Genomic DNA, 16,241 nt, shown 5'->3' with positions numbered 1-16,241 from the left:
TTCTTTCTATATTAGGATGTCTCAGCTTGCAGTGAAACAAAGGTTATTACTTCATGAAACAACTGAATTTTCCCTCACCGCTCAAGACTTGCTCAGACCCGTCTGGTAACTTGACTTCAGCTTGGATTCCTTCAGGTACAGAGATGGCAATCTTGAAGACGCTATCACCTAAGCTCCACTCGACGTTAACCATTCCATGTTTCGTAGCGATGCTACCCTTTGCCCATGTGAGTGATCCAACTTGAGGTTCAATTCGGAAGCTGGTCGCCCCTGAACTTGTTGGCATGATACCGAGAATAGTGGCTGGGAATTCTGCAAGTGGAACAGCGCTCCAGGCATGACAGTCACTTCTCGGATTTACTTCTGTTTCGGGAAGCGTTGTTAAACCTTGCGAGGCAAAGACACGCCAACGATCCCACAATTGGAAGATCTCGGATTGCATGCCGACTTTTTTCAATGCTTGGAACAGTAAATAAGAAAATGGTAACGTCACGCGATGAATCGATTCGGATAAAGCGCGTTCCATGAGTCGTTTTGCTTCCTCACCCTTTACGACCTCTGATAGTACTGCCATCACTTGCGTATGTTGGCTATAAATTTCAAGGTCAGGCAAATCACGAAATAACTGGCGCTCCTCGCTCCAGGCAAGTTGCTTCAAGGAAGAACGGACTTGTTCCATTCTTGTTAACATTGTTCTGGCTGCATCTGGCCAACCCGTTATCTGCAATAATGAAGCACATTTCTCCAAAGCGGCTGCATACATAAAGCTTAGTAAAAACATCGGGCGTTCCTGACTTTCCGGTGGCGCACCGACTGGCCATGATTCAACCCAATCAAAGTAAGTCCAGTATAGATTCGAGGTAACGCCGATGATGCCATCGTTGGTCAACCTGTGATGAAACCAGTCCATTAGCTCGATCATAGCGGGACGATATTTCATAATCAGTTCGAGGTCACCGTAATATGCATAATGTTCTGCTAACATGTCGACCCAATACAGTGCAAACGAAGGGATGACCTGTGATTGAAGAGATGGATAACGTGATTGCAGCAAACCCGACGGCATTCTTGAACGATAATAATCATCAATGGTTCGTCGTGCCATTCGGTCATCCGCACTAATGTGATAGGTGTATAGCATCATCAAGCGACTGTCCATGGCGTACTGCAGCTGTTCGTAATAGGGGCAATCTTCATAGGTTTCGTGCATACAACGGCGCAATGTCCTTACGCTCAGATCCCAGATGGTATTAAGTTCCTGATCCGAAGACTCAAATTCGGCTGTTACATCAAGTGGATAACCTGTTTCTCTATAGCTCACTTGAATAGAATCAATAGGAACGTCCGCTGTTTCGATCTCCAAGCGCACGTAGCGGAAAGTCCGGAACCAAAAGGGTTCGTACACTTCCTCAATTTGTTTACTAGCGCTTCCACTGACTCTATACGTATCGTAATCACCTAGAAGCTGGCCGTTATGATCTTCCCGGTTACCTTTGTTTCGCTGCCACATTTGACTGTCTTGCCCTTCATAACACTCCGCCGCAAGTAATTTAACGGTACTGCCCTTTCCTCCCCTTAATCGAATCGAAAGATAACCCGTTGTTAGTTCACCTGCGTCTAAATCCATATGAACTTGCTGCCTGGCAGGGATAGGGACTCCCCTTTCTGTATTGGAAGAACACAACAGATTCTCGGCCATAGAACGTTTAATTCCATGAATTTTTGTGATCTTCACGAATCTTTGTTCTTTCTCGTACATGAACGGAATTGGCCTTGGAGTCAGATTCCAAGTACTTAAGACGCCATAAGGATACCTGGTATCAGCGAAAGGAATTGCATTCCTCCATTGCGTGTCATCAAAGTCATGTTGTTCCCAGCCTTGTGGCGCGCCCTGTCCATCAACTTCCTCAGTACCTCCTAACCACATGATTAACTCACTAGGGACATTTCTATATGCTTGATGTCGATACGTAAGCCATTGATGATTGGAGTGAAGCGATTCCAATTCGTTCCCTGACTTGTCTCGCAGACTGGCTTCTACCAACAGCCCAGCAGATTGCGTCCGCCAAATGGAGAGGGGACCACTCTCGCCATATTTAAAAGGTTCTATACTTGGGTAACGCAGTACTCTGACCGCCAATACGTTATGGCCCGAATGTAAGTAATCGCTTACATCAACTGTTTCGTAATATGTGGTATGAGCATCTCCTTTACAGGGGCCGACAGATACAGAAATTCCATTGACATAGAGCCTGTATCTGCTATCCGCAGTAATGTCCACGATCAGTTTAGGTGCAATACCTTCCTTTACAAAGAAGTTTCTTCTAAAAAATACAAGGCGATGATTCTGGTTGCCCTGTTCCTCAGGTTGCTGAGTATCCCAGATCCATTTGGCATGCCAGTATCGATTTTCTCTAACGGAAAGGTCGCCGTAAACTTGCAGTTTATCCCGAAACGACATTCCCCTCCCCTTCTCCCCCTCAAACTGAATCGCTCCGATTGCCGGCAATGTCAATACGCCGGAAAAATGTTTTTCCTGAAAGACAAGGTCAAGTTCGACAGGTTGCCACGAATCGTTCTTGCCGGTAGCATGGAGTTTATTTTTATCCACCCGAATGTCATCAAACGTGAGGTGTAAGGGTAAAGGATCACTTTCTATTCTAATCTTGACGTTTTTTTCATCTTTGGTAATCGTAAATACCGTAATATATTGTAAAAATGGTGTCTGAATGGTCGTACTCCATTGTCCAATCAATGTTATTCTCCTTTCGATGTATAAAACTCTCTGCGCAATGATAGATTTAGGAGCCTCGATTCTCTCTATGATAAAATTACAAGCTGCCTCTTCTCTGCTCTTCCAAAGACATTTCGTTGTTCATATTCAGACTTTTATAAAAAAAACCGCATTGGAGTATGCTGTAAGCGTGGAAACTTCTCCTACTCTTTCCCACTATCGCAAGAGCGTTATCATCAGTTTGACAGCTGCAGCACAGAAATATAACCTGACAGAATTGTAATTAAGCCAAATATGTTGTACCAGTCGAAGTGTATGTCCTATCGATTCAACTCATTGCTCAGCCCACTCCTCAGGGTAACTAAAGTGGACTAGATAGATAAATCATACGCAAAAACACGACCTTGAGTGGTCGTGCTTTTGGTTTGGTACAATTTAAGTTTGCTGACTAGTATCTTTAATTCAATTTCAGTAGGAAGTGGACTGCAGGGAGTGTTCCGTCCAATTTGAAAATCATCCCGCCCTCAGAAGGTGTCCCTTGGATGTCGGAAACTGGGGTACCTACTGTGTCCAAAGCAGTTAGCGTGGCATTTTTGCTTCTTGCAAACAAGGATCCTTCAGGAGTATCCACATATAACTTCCCCTGATGATCGACAATGGTTATGAACCCCTTTTTAGTGAATACGGTTTCATCCATACCGCTTTTTCCGAGCAATGTTAAAAGAAAAGTGTTTGCACGATCTACGAATTCGGAATCCTTAGGTAACACTGCCACGGAGAGGCGATTATTGTTAACAGAAAGGGTCACATGCTTCGTTAATGAAATATCGTTGGCTGGATTACCGCTAAAATAAGTGCAGCCTTCGGTCTGGATGCGGAAAGTCCCCGCTATTGGATCAAAATGGATCTCGCCGGTATCTGAGACAAGAGCGTTGCCCACAAGACCACGGTCATCAGGCAAAAGACCCCAGCGTTTCATTGCTGCATCCAGGTTGGCCGCAAAAGCAGTGTAGTCGCCGTTCCCAGCCAAAGAAGCGATATCCGTATACACTAGAATTTTGTCTCCCAAAGCTGCACCTGGCAATTCTTCATCCGTCTGCTGCGTCAGTTTTTCGAGTCGTCCTTCACCGCTTGCATGTCTCATAGCGTCTCTGTAGGTTGACCAAGAATAGTAAACGGCATGTTTAGCTTGAGCAAGATCCCCATTATTCACAAAGCCCGCAGTGATAGCGACGTCTGCATCGCCAATATAGGCATCGCCTTGATCCAAAAATACGTTGCGCATACGGGTGATGTAAGGAAGAAAAGTGTTAGGCATGCTAAAGGAAGACGGCAGAGTCTTTAAATCGTTCTTTGTAAAGACCAGATCCACCCGATGCTCTGCAGGTCGTACCAGGCTGCCAAGAAATAATTCAGCCATAAAACCAAACTGGCAAATCAGAGATGGATCATTATAAGCATCAAATATGTCGGCGATGACATCATCAGGCTGGTCATCCCAGCTTTCAGACGTATGATGACAATAGAGCATGAGACCATCCCAATCGTTCAGGCAGGCATAAGACGCCATGGAAATAAACGAAGTAGAGTGGAACGGATTAACTCCGTATTCATTCCACTCGCTAAGGATGAAGGGTTTCCCCGCCACCACGGCTGTACTGGCCATTTGAAGCATCTCGGTGCGCATGTATTCCCCATCTTTATGCACGGTCAGAGGATTGGAAGTTACAGCTTCACGCATTCCGGGCACAACCAGCGTTTCCTGATGAAATGGCGGCATCGGATGGTTGAAGTATGTGTTGTTCTCCATAATGTCTGCATCAGAATGGGAATATATATCTGCTGTACCATTCAGGAGGTTGCTGGTATTTAGAGGGACTTTCGCACCAAGAGAACGAATATGGTCCATCATTGTACTGTAGTATCGGCGGTTTACACTGATGCCAAATTCCATAAAATCGGCATAGCGTGCTGGGCTGACACGGTCCGTCCATTCACCCATCGGGTCGTTAGGTACCTGATAGAAACTACCTTCTGGATAAAGTACTGTTCCCGCCTCAGGGTCTTCCTCTTCCCCAAGAGCACAAACCCCATTATGCGTCCAGGCCTTGGCCATATTTTTTCTGGAATCGTACTTGGCCAGCAGGTACCGGTTAAAACGACGTTGCAACTCTTGCCGATAGGGTATGATGCCCTTTTCATCCTTGATATCCTCTGTACCGCGAAAGACAGAATCTTCGTTATTGACCTGAATGGTCATCACTGCAGGATCATCAATCAAAGCCAGACCCGTATATGGATTCACATGACAGAGCAGCTTGGTTGCATATTCTTTCTGAAGTTCAATTAGTCTCTCATTGACGTGGGTGAAGCTTTTGTAGAAGAAAGGCGGCGCGTCAGGGTAATCCAAATCATCTCCTTCTTGAAAAACGCGAGCTACCAGCAGATCTATCTGAATATAGATCCCTTTCTCTTTTAGCTTTGCAACCAAATAATCAAAACGGTCAAGCCCCGTATCATTGAAAAATCTGCTCGAACCGCTATGGTAATCAATTAACGGATTTTTTTGGCTCGAACTCCATCCAGAGAGGCCCATGGGGGCATCGGCTGCATGAAGACGGATGACGTTTACGCCCAAAGATGCAAATCGTTCCGCAAGTCGTTCAGCAGTTTGATGGTCTGGCGTGTTGGATCGAGTGGGCAAGTTGAAGCCGATGAACTTAGCACGGGTTCCATCGGCAAAATACAAATTTCCGTTCCGGACCTCTGTGAATCCGTGCTTACCTGCAGGAGCATCCAACAAATGCGAAAAATCCAATACGCCTGTGTTTGGAGCGACTTTATCAATCTTGATTCTTTGTTTCATCGTAGTCCTCCTCCTTTAAGTTCTTACAATGTCAATCCACCGTCCACCGCAATGATAGAACCTGTGATGTAGCTCGACTTATCGGATGCCAAGAATACAACCATTTCAGCTATTTCTGAAGGTTCAGCAAAACGTCCAAGACGCATGTTTGGGAACCCTTCCGGTGTATAACCGGATTCCTGCATCATCATAGGCACCGACTGGGTAAGTGCTGTGTCGACACCGCCCGGACAGATAGCGTTTACACGAATACCTTTGCGCACATATTCGATCGCTGCCGACTTGGTTAAACCGATGACGGCATGCTTGCTTGCAGTATAGGCCGACATACTATGTTCAGCACGAATTCCTGCAGTAGATGCGGTGTTGATGATGGAACCAGATCCTTGGGCGTTCATGATGCGAAGTACTTTTTTCAGACCCAGGAAAACACCGCGTACATTTACGTTCATGATTCGATCAAATTCAGATGCACTGAGGTCTTCAATCAATGAAAACTTTTGCAAAATCCCTGCGTTGTTAAAAAAGACATCAATTCGACCGTAACTGTCGAGCGCAGCTTTCGTGTAACGTTCGACGTCTTCTTCCTTAGAAACATCGGCTTGAACAAAAAGCCCTTCTCCACCCTGCGCACGGATTAAATCAACAGTCTCTTCTCCCGTTCCCGCGTTAAAGTCTACAGCTACGATCTTGTATCCAGATTGAGATAGTTTAAGAGATGATGCCCGCCCGATGCAGCCACCGGCTCCAGTCACGATCGCGACGGACCCGTTCATGGAGAGTGTTTCCTTTGAGCTGTTAGTCAGGGTATTCTCTTGTGAAGGTTTTGGATCTCCTACGGGAATGCTTGACAAGTCCAATAGTATGGATGAAAGGAGTTCATCAGAAATGTTTGCTTGCGGAATAACGCTAAGTTGCTTCAGAGTGAAACCCTTCCCCATGCTGACCATCGGACTTGTAGAGATCCCCGGAAGGTATTTCTCCAGAACATTGACTGCTGTTTCATTGGAAAGCAATTCACCTAATTTTGAGTTTTCAGAGAATGTTGTCAGTTTAATCACCTCGATTGGAATATGTAACTCATTTTAATACTTGATTCGCACACTTTATGGTATGTTTCTTATGAAAAGAGTATTTTATTATGATGTGTAGGATGTGATTCGAGGTGAGAACAGACCAAGGGCACCAGTGTATTGAAACTTCGTGTAAGTTGCTATTCGAAACCGTACAATTACCTGTTTCTTATACAAGAATGAATGATGATCAGATCCATTCTTTTGGCATAGAAGCAATAGAGAGCAACCCACTTTTTGAACACCATTCTGAGCTGGTTATGTTATTAAAGCAGCAAGTTCAGCAGCCTTTACATGTACCCATTATTCATACAACCAATTTTGGAGAATCCTTCGTTATTATTCCGCTGCTTCGTCACGGTGATATGGAGGCAATTGTCTTGATTGGTCCGTCTACTGTTATACCGATGAATAATGATATTATTAATGCCTTGTTAAGTGAATTCGGATACGGCGTGACACCGGTGTGGATTTCATATTTGCAGCAACTGCCTCTCTACTCAACAAAACGTCTTAATCATATCGGAATTTTGGCTTTCCATTTATTCAATGGAATCATGCTGGATCTAACCGACATTACCGAAAAGTATGTTCAATTCGAACATCAAGCCGAATCAAGCAACCAAGCCGCAATCGCAATCTCGGATCGACGTGAGTTATTGGAATTTCGTGGCGTATTTGAGATTGAGAAGCAATTGCTGAGATCCATCCGAAACGGAGATAAAACGGCCTTTTACAATATGACCTTATCCGTTAATCATGATGGACCCGGTATCTTGTCTAACTACAATCAATTGCGCAAGATTAAAAATCTTGGTGTGTATGTTATAGCCCTTGCTACACGGGCCGCAATTGAAGGGGGCCTATATCCAGAAGTTGCCTATACCGTTAGTGATCTTCATATCGAGCGTATTGAAGATCTCCATGAATATAATAAAGTGGTCGCCGCCATCGGCGCCGCATTAATAGACTTTGTGGATCGGGTATACGAAAGTAAACGCAAACACCTTTCCAAATCTATTGCGACTTGCCAGGAGTATATTTTCAATCACTTATATGAAAGTATACCCCTAGCCGTTCTAGCGGATCTCGTAGGTTTGCAGGAAAACTATTTGTCGCAATTATTCAAGAAAGAAACGGGTGTGACTATCACCCAATTCATTCAACAAGAAAAGGTAGATGAGGCGAAGAAACTTCTGGAGCTGACCTCTGAACCCATAACTGCCATCGCCACCAAACTCAACTTTTATGATCAGAACCATTTCATCAAAATTTTTAAGCGCTATACCGGTCTGACACCAAAAAAATATCGAAACAAGAATAAGTTTGATGCTTTATCCTTTAGTGAATCTTAAAATAAGCCTGAAATTCAATTTGCATGCCCGGAGAATACAAATTCTTAGGATTGGTTCCCATTCACATTCGATTGATGTTGCAGTTTCTGCATAGGTATACGGATGATAACCTCGGTACCTAATCCGGGCTTACTATGGAACGTAAGTCCGTAACTTGTACCATAAAAAAGATGAATTCGCTCATTAATGTTTCGCAGACCGTATCCACTGCCTTTCGTTTGATTGTGGAGATCGCTAGTGAGTAATTTGGATACGGTATCCGGGGACATGCCTTCACCATCATCCGATACAATTATCTCAATATTGCCTTTGATGAGACCGCCCCTTATTCGAATCGTACCGGCTTCTTCATCTGTGCACAATATTCCATGGATGATGGCGTTCTCTACGATAGGCTGTAGTGTAATTTTTAAAATACCACACTCCATAATTGCTTCATCCACCTGAATATCAAGCTGGATTTTACTTGCGTATCGGGCGCTCTGTATTTGCATATAACTGCTGACATGAAGAAGTTCATCACGGATGGAAATGATCGTATTGCCCCCGCTTAGGCTAAGTTTGTAGAACTTCGAGAGCGAGGTCACAACCTGTCCTATCTCGTCGGTCATTCCGCTGCGTGCCATCCATTTCATCAAATCAAGTGTATTGTATAAAAAATGAGGATTGATTTGCGCTTGCAGCGCTTTTAACTCTGCACTCTTGATTTCTTGCCCAGAGCGAAACTGTTCTTCTAACAATCCCCCAATTTTATGAACCATATAATTATAATTCTCGATTAACTCCCCGAACTCATCCCTGGACGGGGGTAGTGAGAGTGCTACGACGTTGCCTTCTTGTACATTTCGCATTTTACGCATGATCTGAGTTAGGCGTGATGTCATATAATTTGATATCAAAATGGATAGGAGCAAAGCGATTAAGCCAATAACGATGAGCAAAAGAACTGAGTTTTTTAGCATGGCTTTGCTTTCAGCGGCAATTTCCTCTAACGGAATTACTGTAACCATATACCAATCGGTTCCGGGAATCATTTTGCTCTGTAGATACACTTCAGACTTCTTCAATTTAACAAAATGAGGGTCCCTCTTAGAAGAATGAATTACCTGATCCTGATCAATGTTATATTCCTGTTGAAGCGAGAGATTAGAACTTGCAACAAGTTCCCCATTGGAATTTTGAATATATGTCAAGCTGTTCTGAATGGGTGCGGCATTGTTTAGAATATCAGTGACCATGCTGAGCGGAATATCCAATCGGATAACGCCAAGTAATTCCGAATAATCATTGGGGTTACGAAATGGCCGGAGAACCGCCAAAAAATCATTTTTATTTGCCTCGGAATCTGTAAAGTAAGAGTTTGGTGCCCACAAAATCCCTTTGCCACTCTCCATCAATCGCTTGAACCAGTAGGTCTGACGTGCTTTCTCCAGACTGAAGAGGTTAATGTTCTCGTCTGAATAGAACAATTCCTCATTAACGAATAATTTGACGTTTTGAATATTACTATGGTCTTCCAAGGAAGATAAAAATGGCTTCAAATCCAGAAAATATCTGTACTGTATGAAGAAATCATCAGTGCTTCCTTCGGATGTCATCACATCGGTAAGCATTTTCTCTGATATAAGAATATCGCTCGCTGTGCGAATTTGTTGAAATTTGAAGGAAAGAAAAGAGAATGACTGGTCAAAGTTTCGCTCCACAGAAAATGAAGTCCTATTTAAAAACTGCTTATACTGTTGCTCAGAAGACAGATAGAAATAACCGCCGAGCGGAAGTATGATCAGCGTGAAGAAGGAAAGGATCAGTTTATTTCTAAGCTTGAGATCGGAGAAAAATTGGAAAAACCGTGCTTTCTCCTTCATTTTCATCCTCCAAGCCCCTCCCTGTATTCAGATGGATTGCACCCGGTCAATTTACGAAAACATTTGGCAAAATAGTCTCCATTGTTATATCCCACGCTCAACGATACATCAGCCACCTTGCGCGAAGGGTCACGCAATAGCTCCTTCGCTTTATCAATCCGATAATTCGTAACATACTGATTAATTGTTTGGCCAGTCTCCTGTTTAAAGCGGTTGCAAAGATAGGAAGTCGTAAGCATCGTATGGGTACTGATTTTACTGATCGATAGATGAATGTCCGAGTAATGGTCATGAACATATTGAAGAATTCCGTTAACAATACCACTAAAAGGAGATTGCTCCATAATTGATGACGAATAGTGCTCCACCTTCATGACGATCAAATCTTTCAACTCGCTCAAGGTTTCTAATTCGTGCATGATGTTCCATATCGATCCCGAGCTATTCGTATTATCGAAGAGGTGGATATTTCGTTCTCCCGACACACGAATCAATGTCATCACAAGCTGGAAATACATTTCTTTTACGTAGTTGACCATGGTGTTTTTATGCTGCTTGATATCAAAGGTGAGACTGGAAATAAGCCGAAGCGCTTGCTCGATTTCCTGCTTGGAGAGATGTTCCCCGAACACAGTCACTAAGTGAGGATCAATGGAATACGCAGGTGTCTGATTCTCGTGATACCCGTAAACGGAATAATTGTTATAGAACATATGCTGCAAGGCTATTACCGCTGTACTATAGGATTTTTCAGTAGCCGACAGCCCTATGACGGTTTTGCCTGAAGCGATGAATACCATCTCCTTGTCTGGCAGGATATCCAATAAGTTCGAGGCAAATCGGTCAGCAGCATCCTGGAGTTCATCCAGATTGCCTGAGACGACGTACAGGTGTATGACGATATGAGAGTCGTCCTTCACAGCCGCGATCCCTGTAGTACTGGATTCAGTCAGCAAACCAGAGACCAAACCATAAATGTTTTCTACGTTCAATTCCACGCGTTGTGGATTCAGCATGTTTTTCTTACGAACCTTCACCAATAAAGTTTGCAAACGCATTCTGGCTGGAAAAGTATATCCTGCTAATTCTACCAATTCATCGATCCGTTCTTTGCCACATTTGGGTTTCGTAATTGCTATCGCGAGTTCGCTCGAGATGAGTGGTTTTGCGGCCAACATCATGTTCGTTTCCACTTTGGCATTCTGCCCTGTCGACCGAGTCTGAGAAACTGCCAACTGGAGCGCATCCTGTAGTTCGTTAATTTCTATGGGTTTCTCAACGTATGAGACTGCCCTCAGTTTTATTGCGGATTTCAGATATTGTTTGTCAGAGAATCCACTCATGAAAATAATCTGACAGCTCGGATTGATTTCCCGATAAGCGGTCGCAAGCTCAATCCCGTCCATTTTGGGCATACGTACGTCGGTTAAAAGAAGCTCGGGATGCTCTTGGCGTGCGATATCTAACGCCTTACTTCCATTACTCGCTTGCAACACCATATCAATGCCGTACTGGTCCCAGTGAATTGCCCCGATTATCCCCTGTAGCGTAAATGGATCATCATCCGCAATCAGAATCTTCATTTGAAATGACCTCCTATCATAGGACTTTTTTATTTCTGATCCTATAATATATTTGGCTAGATTACAATTCTGTCGGGTTATATTGGTGTTGGAATGCTGTCAAACTAACGATAACGCTTTCATGAACATTACAAAAAGAATAGGAGGTTTCAACAGTGAAACGTGAATCGTTGCTGCAACATCTGATCAAGAATCGACTACTGGTATTAATGGCTTTACCGGCCGTGGTTTTCTTTTTCATTTTCAACTATTTACCCATTGCCGGATTGGTTATTGCGTTTAAACAATACAACTACCAAGATGGTATCTTTGGAAGCCCGTGGGTAGGATTAGACAATTTTCGATTCTTCTTCATTTCAGGTAAGGCATTACTTGTGACGACTAATACGTTCTTGTACAATATTGCATTTATTATCGTCAACAACATTTTGGAGATTGTACTTGCAATCGCGCTTGTAGAATTATCAGGTAAATGGTTCCGCAAGATTACGCAATCGATGCTGTTTCTACCTTATTTCGTGTCCTGGGTAACCGTGGGGTTACTGGTCTACGGTTTTGCTGATTTTGATTCGGGTATCATTAATGGGTTCATGCGATCCAATGGATCCGAGCCCATCGACATCTACAATACTCCGGATTACTGGCCGTTCCTGATTATCCTTGTCAGTGCATGGAAGTCTGTAGGATATGGCATGATCTATTACCTGGCTGCCATTATGGGCGTGGATAAGGAAATTTACGAAGCTGCACAGATTGATGGTGCGAATATTTTCCGCCGGATATGGCATTTGACCCTGCCCTTTCTTACTCCAACCATCGTCATCCTGGTGCTTCTTGCCATTGGGAATATCTTTAGAGGTGATTTTGGCTTGTTCTATCAGCTGGTACAGAATAATGGTGTTCTATACGATAAGACGGATGTCATCGATACTTTCGTTTTCCGTTCTTTGCTCTCCACAAGGGAGGAAGGTATGGCAGCTGCCGCGGGTTTCTACCAATCCATTTTGTGCTTTGTCACCATCATGATTGCGAATTATGCAGTCAAAAAATACAACAAAGATTATTCTCTGTTTTAGAAAGGGGCTGCCCACTTGAGAAAACCAACTGGAGATATCGTACTTTTTAATGTTCTCTCTTATCTATTGCTTGGTGTTTTTGCAATCCTGTGCTTCGTACCATTTCTAATGGTCCTATCTTCCTCATTAACGGATGAACAGGAAATTATCCGTAACGGTTATACGCTTTTCCCGACTTCTTTTTCTTTAAAGGCATACGAAGTCGCTTTTGAAAATCCAATGGTTATTCTGAGAGCCTATGGTGTAACGGTACTCGTCACGGTGGTTGGTACCATAGCCAGCGTGTACCTAATGGCTATGACGGCTTACGTTATTCATAAACGTACATTTCGCATAGCGAACGGCTTGGCTTTCTTTTTCTTCTTCACTACGCTATTTAATGCAGGTCTGGTGCCTTGGTACATCCTAATTATGAAATACTTGAATCTGAAAGATAATTTGCTTGTTTTAATCATTCCAGTTCTCTTTAATGTTTTTTACATCATTGTGATGAAAGCATTCATGCGAGGCGTACCTGAAGCACTTAGTGAATCCGCCTTCATTGATGGAGCGAACGAATTTCGTATATTCACTTCCATCATTCTTCCCGTATGCAAACCGGTACTTGCAACAGTTACGCTCTTCGTTGCCTTGCAATATTGGAACGATTGGTATCTCTCGATGCTATTTATATCAGACGAGAACTTGCGACCGTTGCAACTGCTTCTTTACAATCTTGTCACGAATTCCGACGAGCTGCGAAGAATCTCGGCGTTATCCAACGGAGGAGCTTCTGTTGATATGAGCAGTATGCCGCAAAACTCTCTTAAGATGGCTGTTACCATGATCTCAATAGGTCCTATTCTTTTTCTATATCCCTTTATACAACGATTCTTTGTGCAAGGGCTGACTTTAGGTGCTGTGAAAGGTTAGTTTCGGCAAACTGTCGATTTAACATATACTACTTATAGGAGGGTCAACATGAAAAACAAACGAAACAAGTGGTCTACCACCCTGGCAATTGTTATGGTCTGTGCATTGGTCTTAGCTGCTTGCAGTAATTCAGAGAAAAATAGTTCATCTGAGTCAGAGAACAATGACGCGGGTCAAGTCACACTTAAAATGATTCTTCTCGGTGATAAGCCGGTTGATGCTGATCTTGTTTATCAGGAATTAAGCAAAATGGCACAGAAAGATATCAATGCCAAAATTGAAGTGACTAACTTTACCTGGGGCGAGTGGGCACAGAAATACTCCCTTCTTTTCTCCGCGGGAGAAGATTTCGACCTGATTTATGCTTCGAACTGGACCGATTATCAAGGTTTCGCCAGTAAAAATGGGTTTCTGGAATTGACCGAGGATCTCTTGTCCAAGAACGCGCCAATTACTTGGGAGAAAACACGTAAGGACGCTTGGGAGCAGGCAAAAGTAAATGGAAAGGTATACGCTGTACCTCAGGCAGTACAGGAGAATGGAGCAACTGGATTCTTGCTGCGCGGAGATTTAAGAGAGAAATATAATGTGCCGCCGGTTAAAGACATGGCTGGTCTGGATGCCTACTTAACGGCAATTGCAAAGAACGACCAAGGAATTACTCCTTTTGCTTATCATCATGGAACGGAAGGTTTCATCCGAACCTTATTTGATCCGAATCTGGAAGCACCTGACAACCTAAGTGTGTCATCCAACAGTGCCCTGACTTTAAACGTTTATAGTAAAGAAGGAATGCAAGCTAAGAGGACTTTCGAGACGGAAGGCTACAAAAACTTTGCGAATACTATGTTCCGCTGGCAAAAAGAGGGCATTCTCTCGAAGAACGCATTGTCACAAAAAGAAAAATCCTCTGAGTTGTTTGAAGCAGGAAAATCGGCAGTTCAGGTTTCGTCACTTGATCAAATTTCAAATACAGCTGTAGCCATTGAAAAAAAACATCCAGAATGGAAGGCTGAGATATTCATTCCCGAAATGACGGCTGTCCCTTCTGGTTACATGCAAAATGGAGTAGCAATAAACGCTCGTTCCAAAAATCCTGAACTTGCGCTTCAATTCCTGGATCTGCTTAAGTGGAATAAAGACTACTCAGATTTAACCTGGTATGGAATTAAGGGTAAACATTGGGAGCCTGTCGGGGACGACCGATTTAAAGAACTTGCAGATTCTTCAAATTATCCGCCGGGAGCAAATGACCCATGGGGATGGCGCGGCCCTAACGAAAGATGGAGCGTCGAATCACCTGACGAAATCGTTAAAGAACTAAGAGATTATCGGAAAATTGAACACAAATACCCATATGGATATAACTTTATTTACAGTGACGCTAATGTGAAGAACGAAAATGCAGCCATTCAGAATCTCGCTGAACAATACATGAATCCGGCCAGCGTTGGCCTAATCGATTATGAAACCGCTTATGCGAGATTTGAGTCGGCTGCCAAAAAAGCCGGTCTGGAAACAACCTTAAAGGATCTGCAGGCCCAGATTGACGCATACAAGGCGAACAATCCTTAAGAAGAAAAATCAGCCGTATTGCTTCCAACTGGGAAGCAATACGGCTGATTTTGTATTTCGTTCGTTTCCCCCACGTGTGAAAACCATCGCCACGACTTGGCATTAGTTGGATTTCTAAAGTCACTTCTGTATTCAACTTGTTAAACATTTCTATATCTTTCATAACTTGTCCGTCTCTGATAAGTATGAATGGAATAATTCTATCTTCAAATCTGAGTTGAATTGTTACAAAAAAACTGGACCTTCAATTGCTAGATCGTGTCTAACATTTGAAGATTCAGTTCAGTTGATTAGTTCTCTGAGTTATCGTTTTCCGTTATTTGAACGTTTGGGCAATCTTTCTGATCTATGCTTTTCCATATCTATACCTTTAATTGTAAATTTGACCTCCTGCGCAATTTACAATCGAACCTGATAATAACTTTCCATTCGTCATGGCAAAAATGACTGCGTCTGCTACTTCATCTGCAGTTGCTGTGATATTAGGACCTGTTGTTTCAGAGATACCTTTAAGGATATCTTCATTAATAGTAACGGCTGCATTTGCTGAAATATTAGTTTGCATATTATTAGGAGCCACTCCTACAGCGAAGATTGACTTGTTTTGATAGTCTTGGCCAATGGATTTGGTAATTCCCGCCATGGCATGTTTTGAAGCAGCATAAATACCATTGAAGGCTGTTGGCTTAAATGAATTTGAAGAGACTGTATTTACGATTGTTCCGCCGCCATTTTCCAGCATTACTGGGATTACATATTTAACTCCTAAAAATGCACCTTTTACGTTGACATTCATTAAACGATCATATTCGTCAGAAGAGTACTCATGAATTAAACGGAATGGAATCATAATGCCAGCATTATTAATGAAGAAATCAACTCTGCCAAATGCTTCTACAGTCTTAGTAACATAATTTTGAACGTCGTTTTCGTTAGAAATATCTGCTTTCACAAAAATTGCTTCAGCACCTTTTTCTTTAACGTCGTTCGTGGTTTGTTGTCCATCTTTCTCATTAAAATCAACAAGAGATAATTTATATCCTTGCTCTGCTAACTTTAAAGCTGTTGAACGCCCTAAACCCGTTGCTGCTCCAGTAATAATCACTACTTTATTCATCTGAACATCTCCCTAAATATTATCATAGAATTAATCGACAACTGTCTCATTGAGTATAATAAATTAAGATAATCACTTACCAACA

The 16,241-nt window shown here is 42.9% G+C and carries 11 protein-coding genes; 5 read left to right on the top strand and 6 right to left on the bottom strand.

The genetic code is table 11. The annotated features are described in order from the left end of the window. Positions 1–46: 46 nt before the first annotated feature. Positions 47–2,755 (bottom strand): family 78 glycoside hydrolase catalytic domain, encoded by a 2,709-nt coding sequence (locus MKX59_RS14505; RefSeq protein ID WP_023988714.1) that lies wholly within the window; start codon positions 2,753–2,755, stop codon positions 47–49. A 67-nt stretch (positions 2,756–2,822) separates the two neighbouring features. On the opposite strand from MKX59_RS14505, the gene MKX59_RS14500 reads away from it, so the two are divergent. After that, positions 2,823–3,017: a hypothetical protein gene (locus MKX59_RS14500; RefSeq protein WP_023988713.1), complete on the top strand. Its 195-nt coding sequence runs from the start codon at positions 2,823–2,825 to the stop codon at positions 3,015–3,017. A 174-nt stretch (positions 3,018–3,191) separates the two neighbouring features. Here MKX59_RS14500 and MKX59_RS14495 read toward each other — a convergent pair whose 3' ends face one another. Then, positions 3,192–5,600 carry a hypothetical protein gene (locus MKX59_RS14495; protein ID WP_023988712.1) on the bottom strand — a complete coding sequence of 803 codons (2,409 nt, stop codon included), beginning with the start codon at positions 5,598–5,600 and terminating at the stop codon, positions 3,192–3,194. A gap of 23 nt (positions 5,601–5,623) precedes the next feature. Continuing rightward, positions 5,624–6,376, bottom strand: a complete 753-nt coding sequence (locus tag MKX59_RS14490; RefSeq protein ID WP_023988711.1) for an SDR family NAD(P)-dependent oxidoreductase — start codon at positions 6,374–6,376, stop codon at positions 5,624–5,626. Between the two features lie 389 nt (positions 6,377–6,765). On the opposite strand from MKX59_RS14490, the gene MKX59_RS14485 reads away from it, so the two are divergent. Then, on the top strand, positions 6,766–8,028 hold the full coding sequence (locus tag MKX59_RS14485) for a helix-turn-helix domain-containing protein (protein WP_023988710.1): 1,263 nt from the start codon (positions 6,766–6,768) through the stop codon (positions 8,026–8,028). Between the two features lie 44 nt (positions 8,029–8,072). Here MKX59_RS14485 and MKX59_RS14480 read toward each other — a convergent pair whose 3' ends face one another. Beyond that, on the bottom strand, positions 8,073–9,899 hold the full coding sequence (locus MKX59_RS14480; protein ID WP_023988709.1) for a sensor histidine kinase: 1,827 nt from the start codon (positions 9,897–9,899) through the stop codon (positions 8,073–8,075). Beyond that, positions 9,896–11,476: a response regulator transcription factor gene (locus MKX59_RS14475; protein WP_023988708.1), complete on the bottom strand. Its 1,581-nt coding sequence runs from the start codon at positions 11,474–11,476 to the stop codon at positions 9,896–9,898. Before MKX59_RS14475 ends, MKX59_RS14480 begins: the two co-directional genes overlap by 4 nt. 155 nt (positions 11,477–11,631) lie before the next feature. Here MKX59_RS14475 and MKX59_RS14470 point away from each other — a divergent pair, with 155 nt between their 5' ends. From MKX59_RS14470 to MKX59_RS14460, 3 genes are read left to right on the top strand one after another with little or no spacing between them, the layout of a single operon-like run. Next, positions 11,632–12,552 (top strand): ABC transporter permease, encoded by a 921-nt coding sequence (locus MKX59_RS14470; RefSeq protein WP_023988707.1) that lies wholly within the window; start codon positions 11,632–11,634, stop codon positions 12,550–12,552. A 15-nt stretch (positions 12,553–12,567) separates the two neighbouring features. Beyond that, positions 12,568–13,464 (top strand): carbohydrate ABC transporter permease, encoded by an 897-nt coding sequence (locus MKX59_RS14465; protein ID WP_023988706.1) that lies wholly within the window; start codon positions 12,568–12,570, stop codon positions 13,462–13,464. A gap of 48 nt (positions 13,465–13,512) precedes the next feature. After that, on the top strand, positions 13,513–15,039 hold the full coding sequence (locus MKX59_RS14460) for an ABC transporter substrate-binding protein (RefSeq protein WP_023988705.1): 1,527 nt from the start codon (positions 13,513–13,515) through the stop codon (positions 15,037–15,039). A gap of 370 nt (positions 15,040–15,409) precedes the next feature. Here MKX59_RS14460 and MKX59_RS14455 read toward each other — a convergent pair whose 3' ends face one another. Beyond that, the gene (locus tag MKX59_RS14455) at positions 15,410–16,156 is read right to left on the bottom strand and encodes an SDR family NAD(P)-dependent oxidoreductase (protein WP_023988704.1); all 747 of its coding nucleotides are present in this window, start codon (positions 16,154–16,156) and stop codon (positions 15,410–15,412) included. Positions 16,157–16,241 lie beyond the last annotated feature (85 nt).

The sequence above is a fragment of the Paenibacillus sp. FSL R7-0340 genome (assembly GCF_038002205.1).
In the GTDB taxonomy this organism is placed as follows: domain Bacteria; phylum Bacillota; class Bacilli; order Paenibacillales; family Paenibacillaceae; genus Paenibacillus; species Paenibacillus polymyxa_B.
The sequence above is the reverse complement of the archived record's forward strand: the minus strand, read 5'-3'. Positions and strand labels throughout refer to the sequence as shown.

Bases quoted from the DNA above. Each gene is read 5' to 3' on its own strand.
- MKX59_RS14455 (WP_023988704.1), bottom strand. From the start codon at position 16,156: ATGAATAAAGTAGTGATTATTACTGGAGCAGCAACGGGTTTAGGGCGT.
- MKX59_RS14495 (WP_023988712.1), bottom strand. From the start codon at position 5,600: ATGAAACAAAGAATCAAGATTGATAAAGTCGCTCCAAACACAGGCGTA.
- MKX59_RS14500 (WP_023988713.1), top strand. From the start codon at position 2,823: ATGATAAAATTACAAGCTGCCTCTTCTCTGCTCTTCCAAAGACATTTC.
- MKX59_RS14480 (WP_023988709.1), bottom strand. From the start codon at position 9,899: ATGAAAATGAAGGAGAAAGCACGGTTTTTCCAATTTTTCTCCGATCTC.
- MKX59_RS14460 (WP_023988705.1), top strand. From the start codon at position 13,513: ATGAAAAACAAACGAAACAAGTGGTCTACCACCCTGGCAATTGTTATG.
- MKX59_RS14490 (WP_023988711.1), bottom strand. From the start codon at position 6,376: ATGAACGGGTCCGTCGCGATCGTGACTGGAGCCGGTGGCTGCATCGGG.
- MKX59_RS14475 (WP_023988708.1), bottom strand. From the start codon at position 11,476: ATGAAGATTCTGATTGCGGATGATGATCCATTTACGCTACAGGGGATA.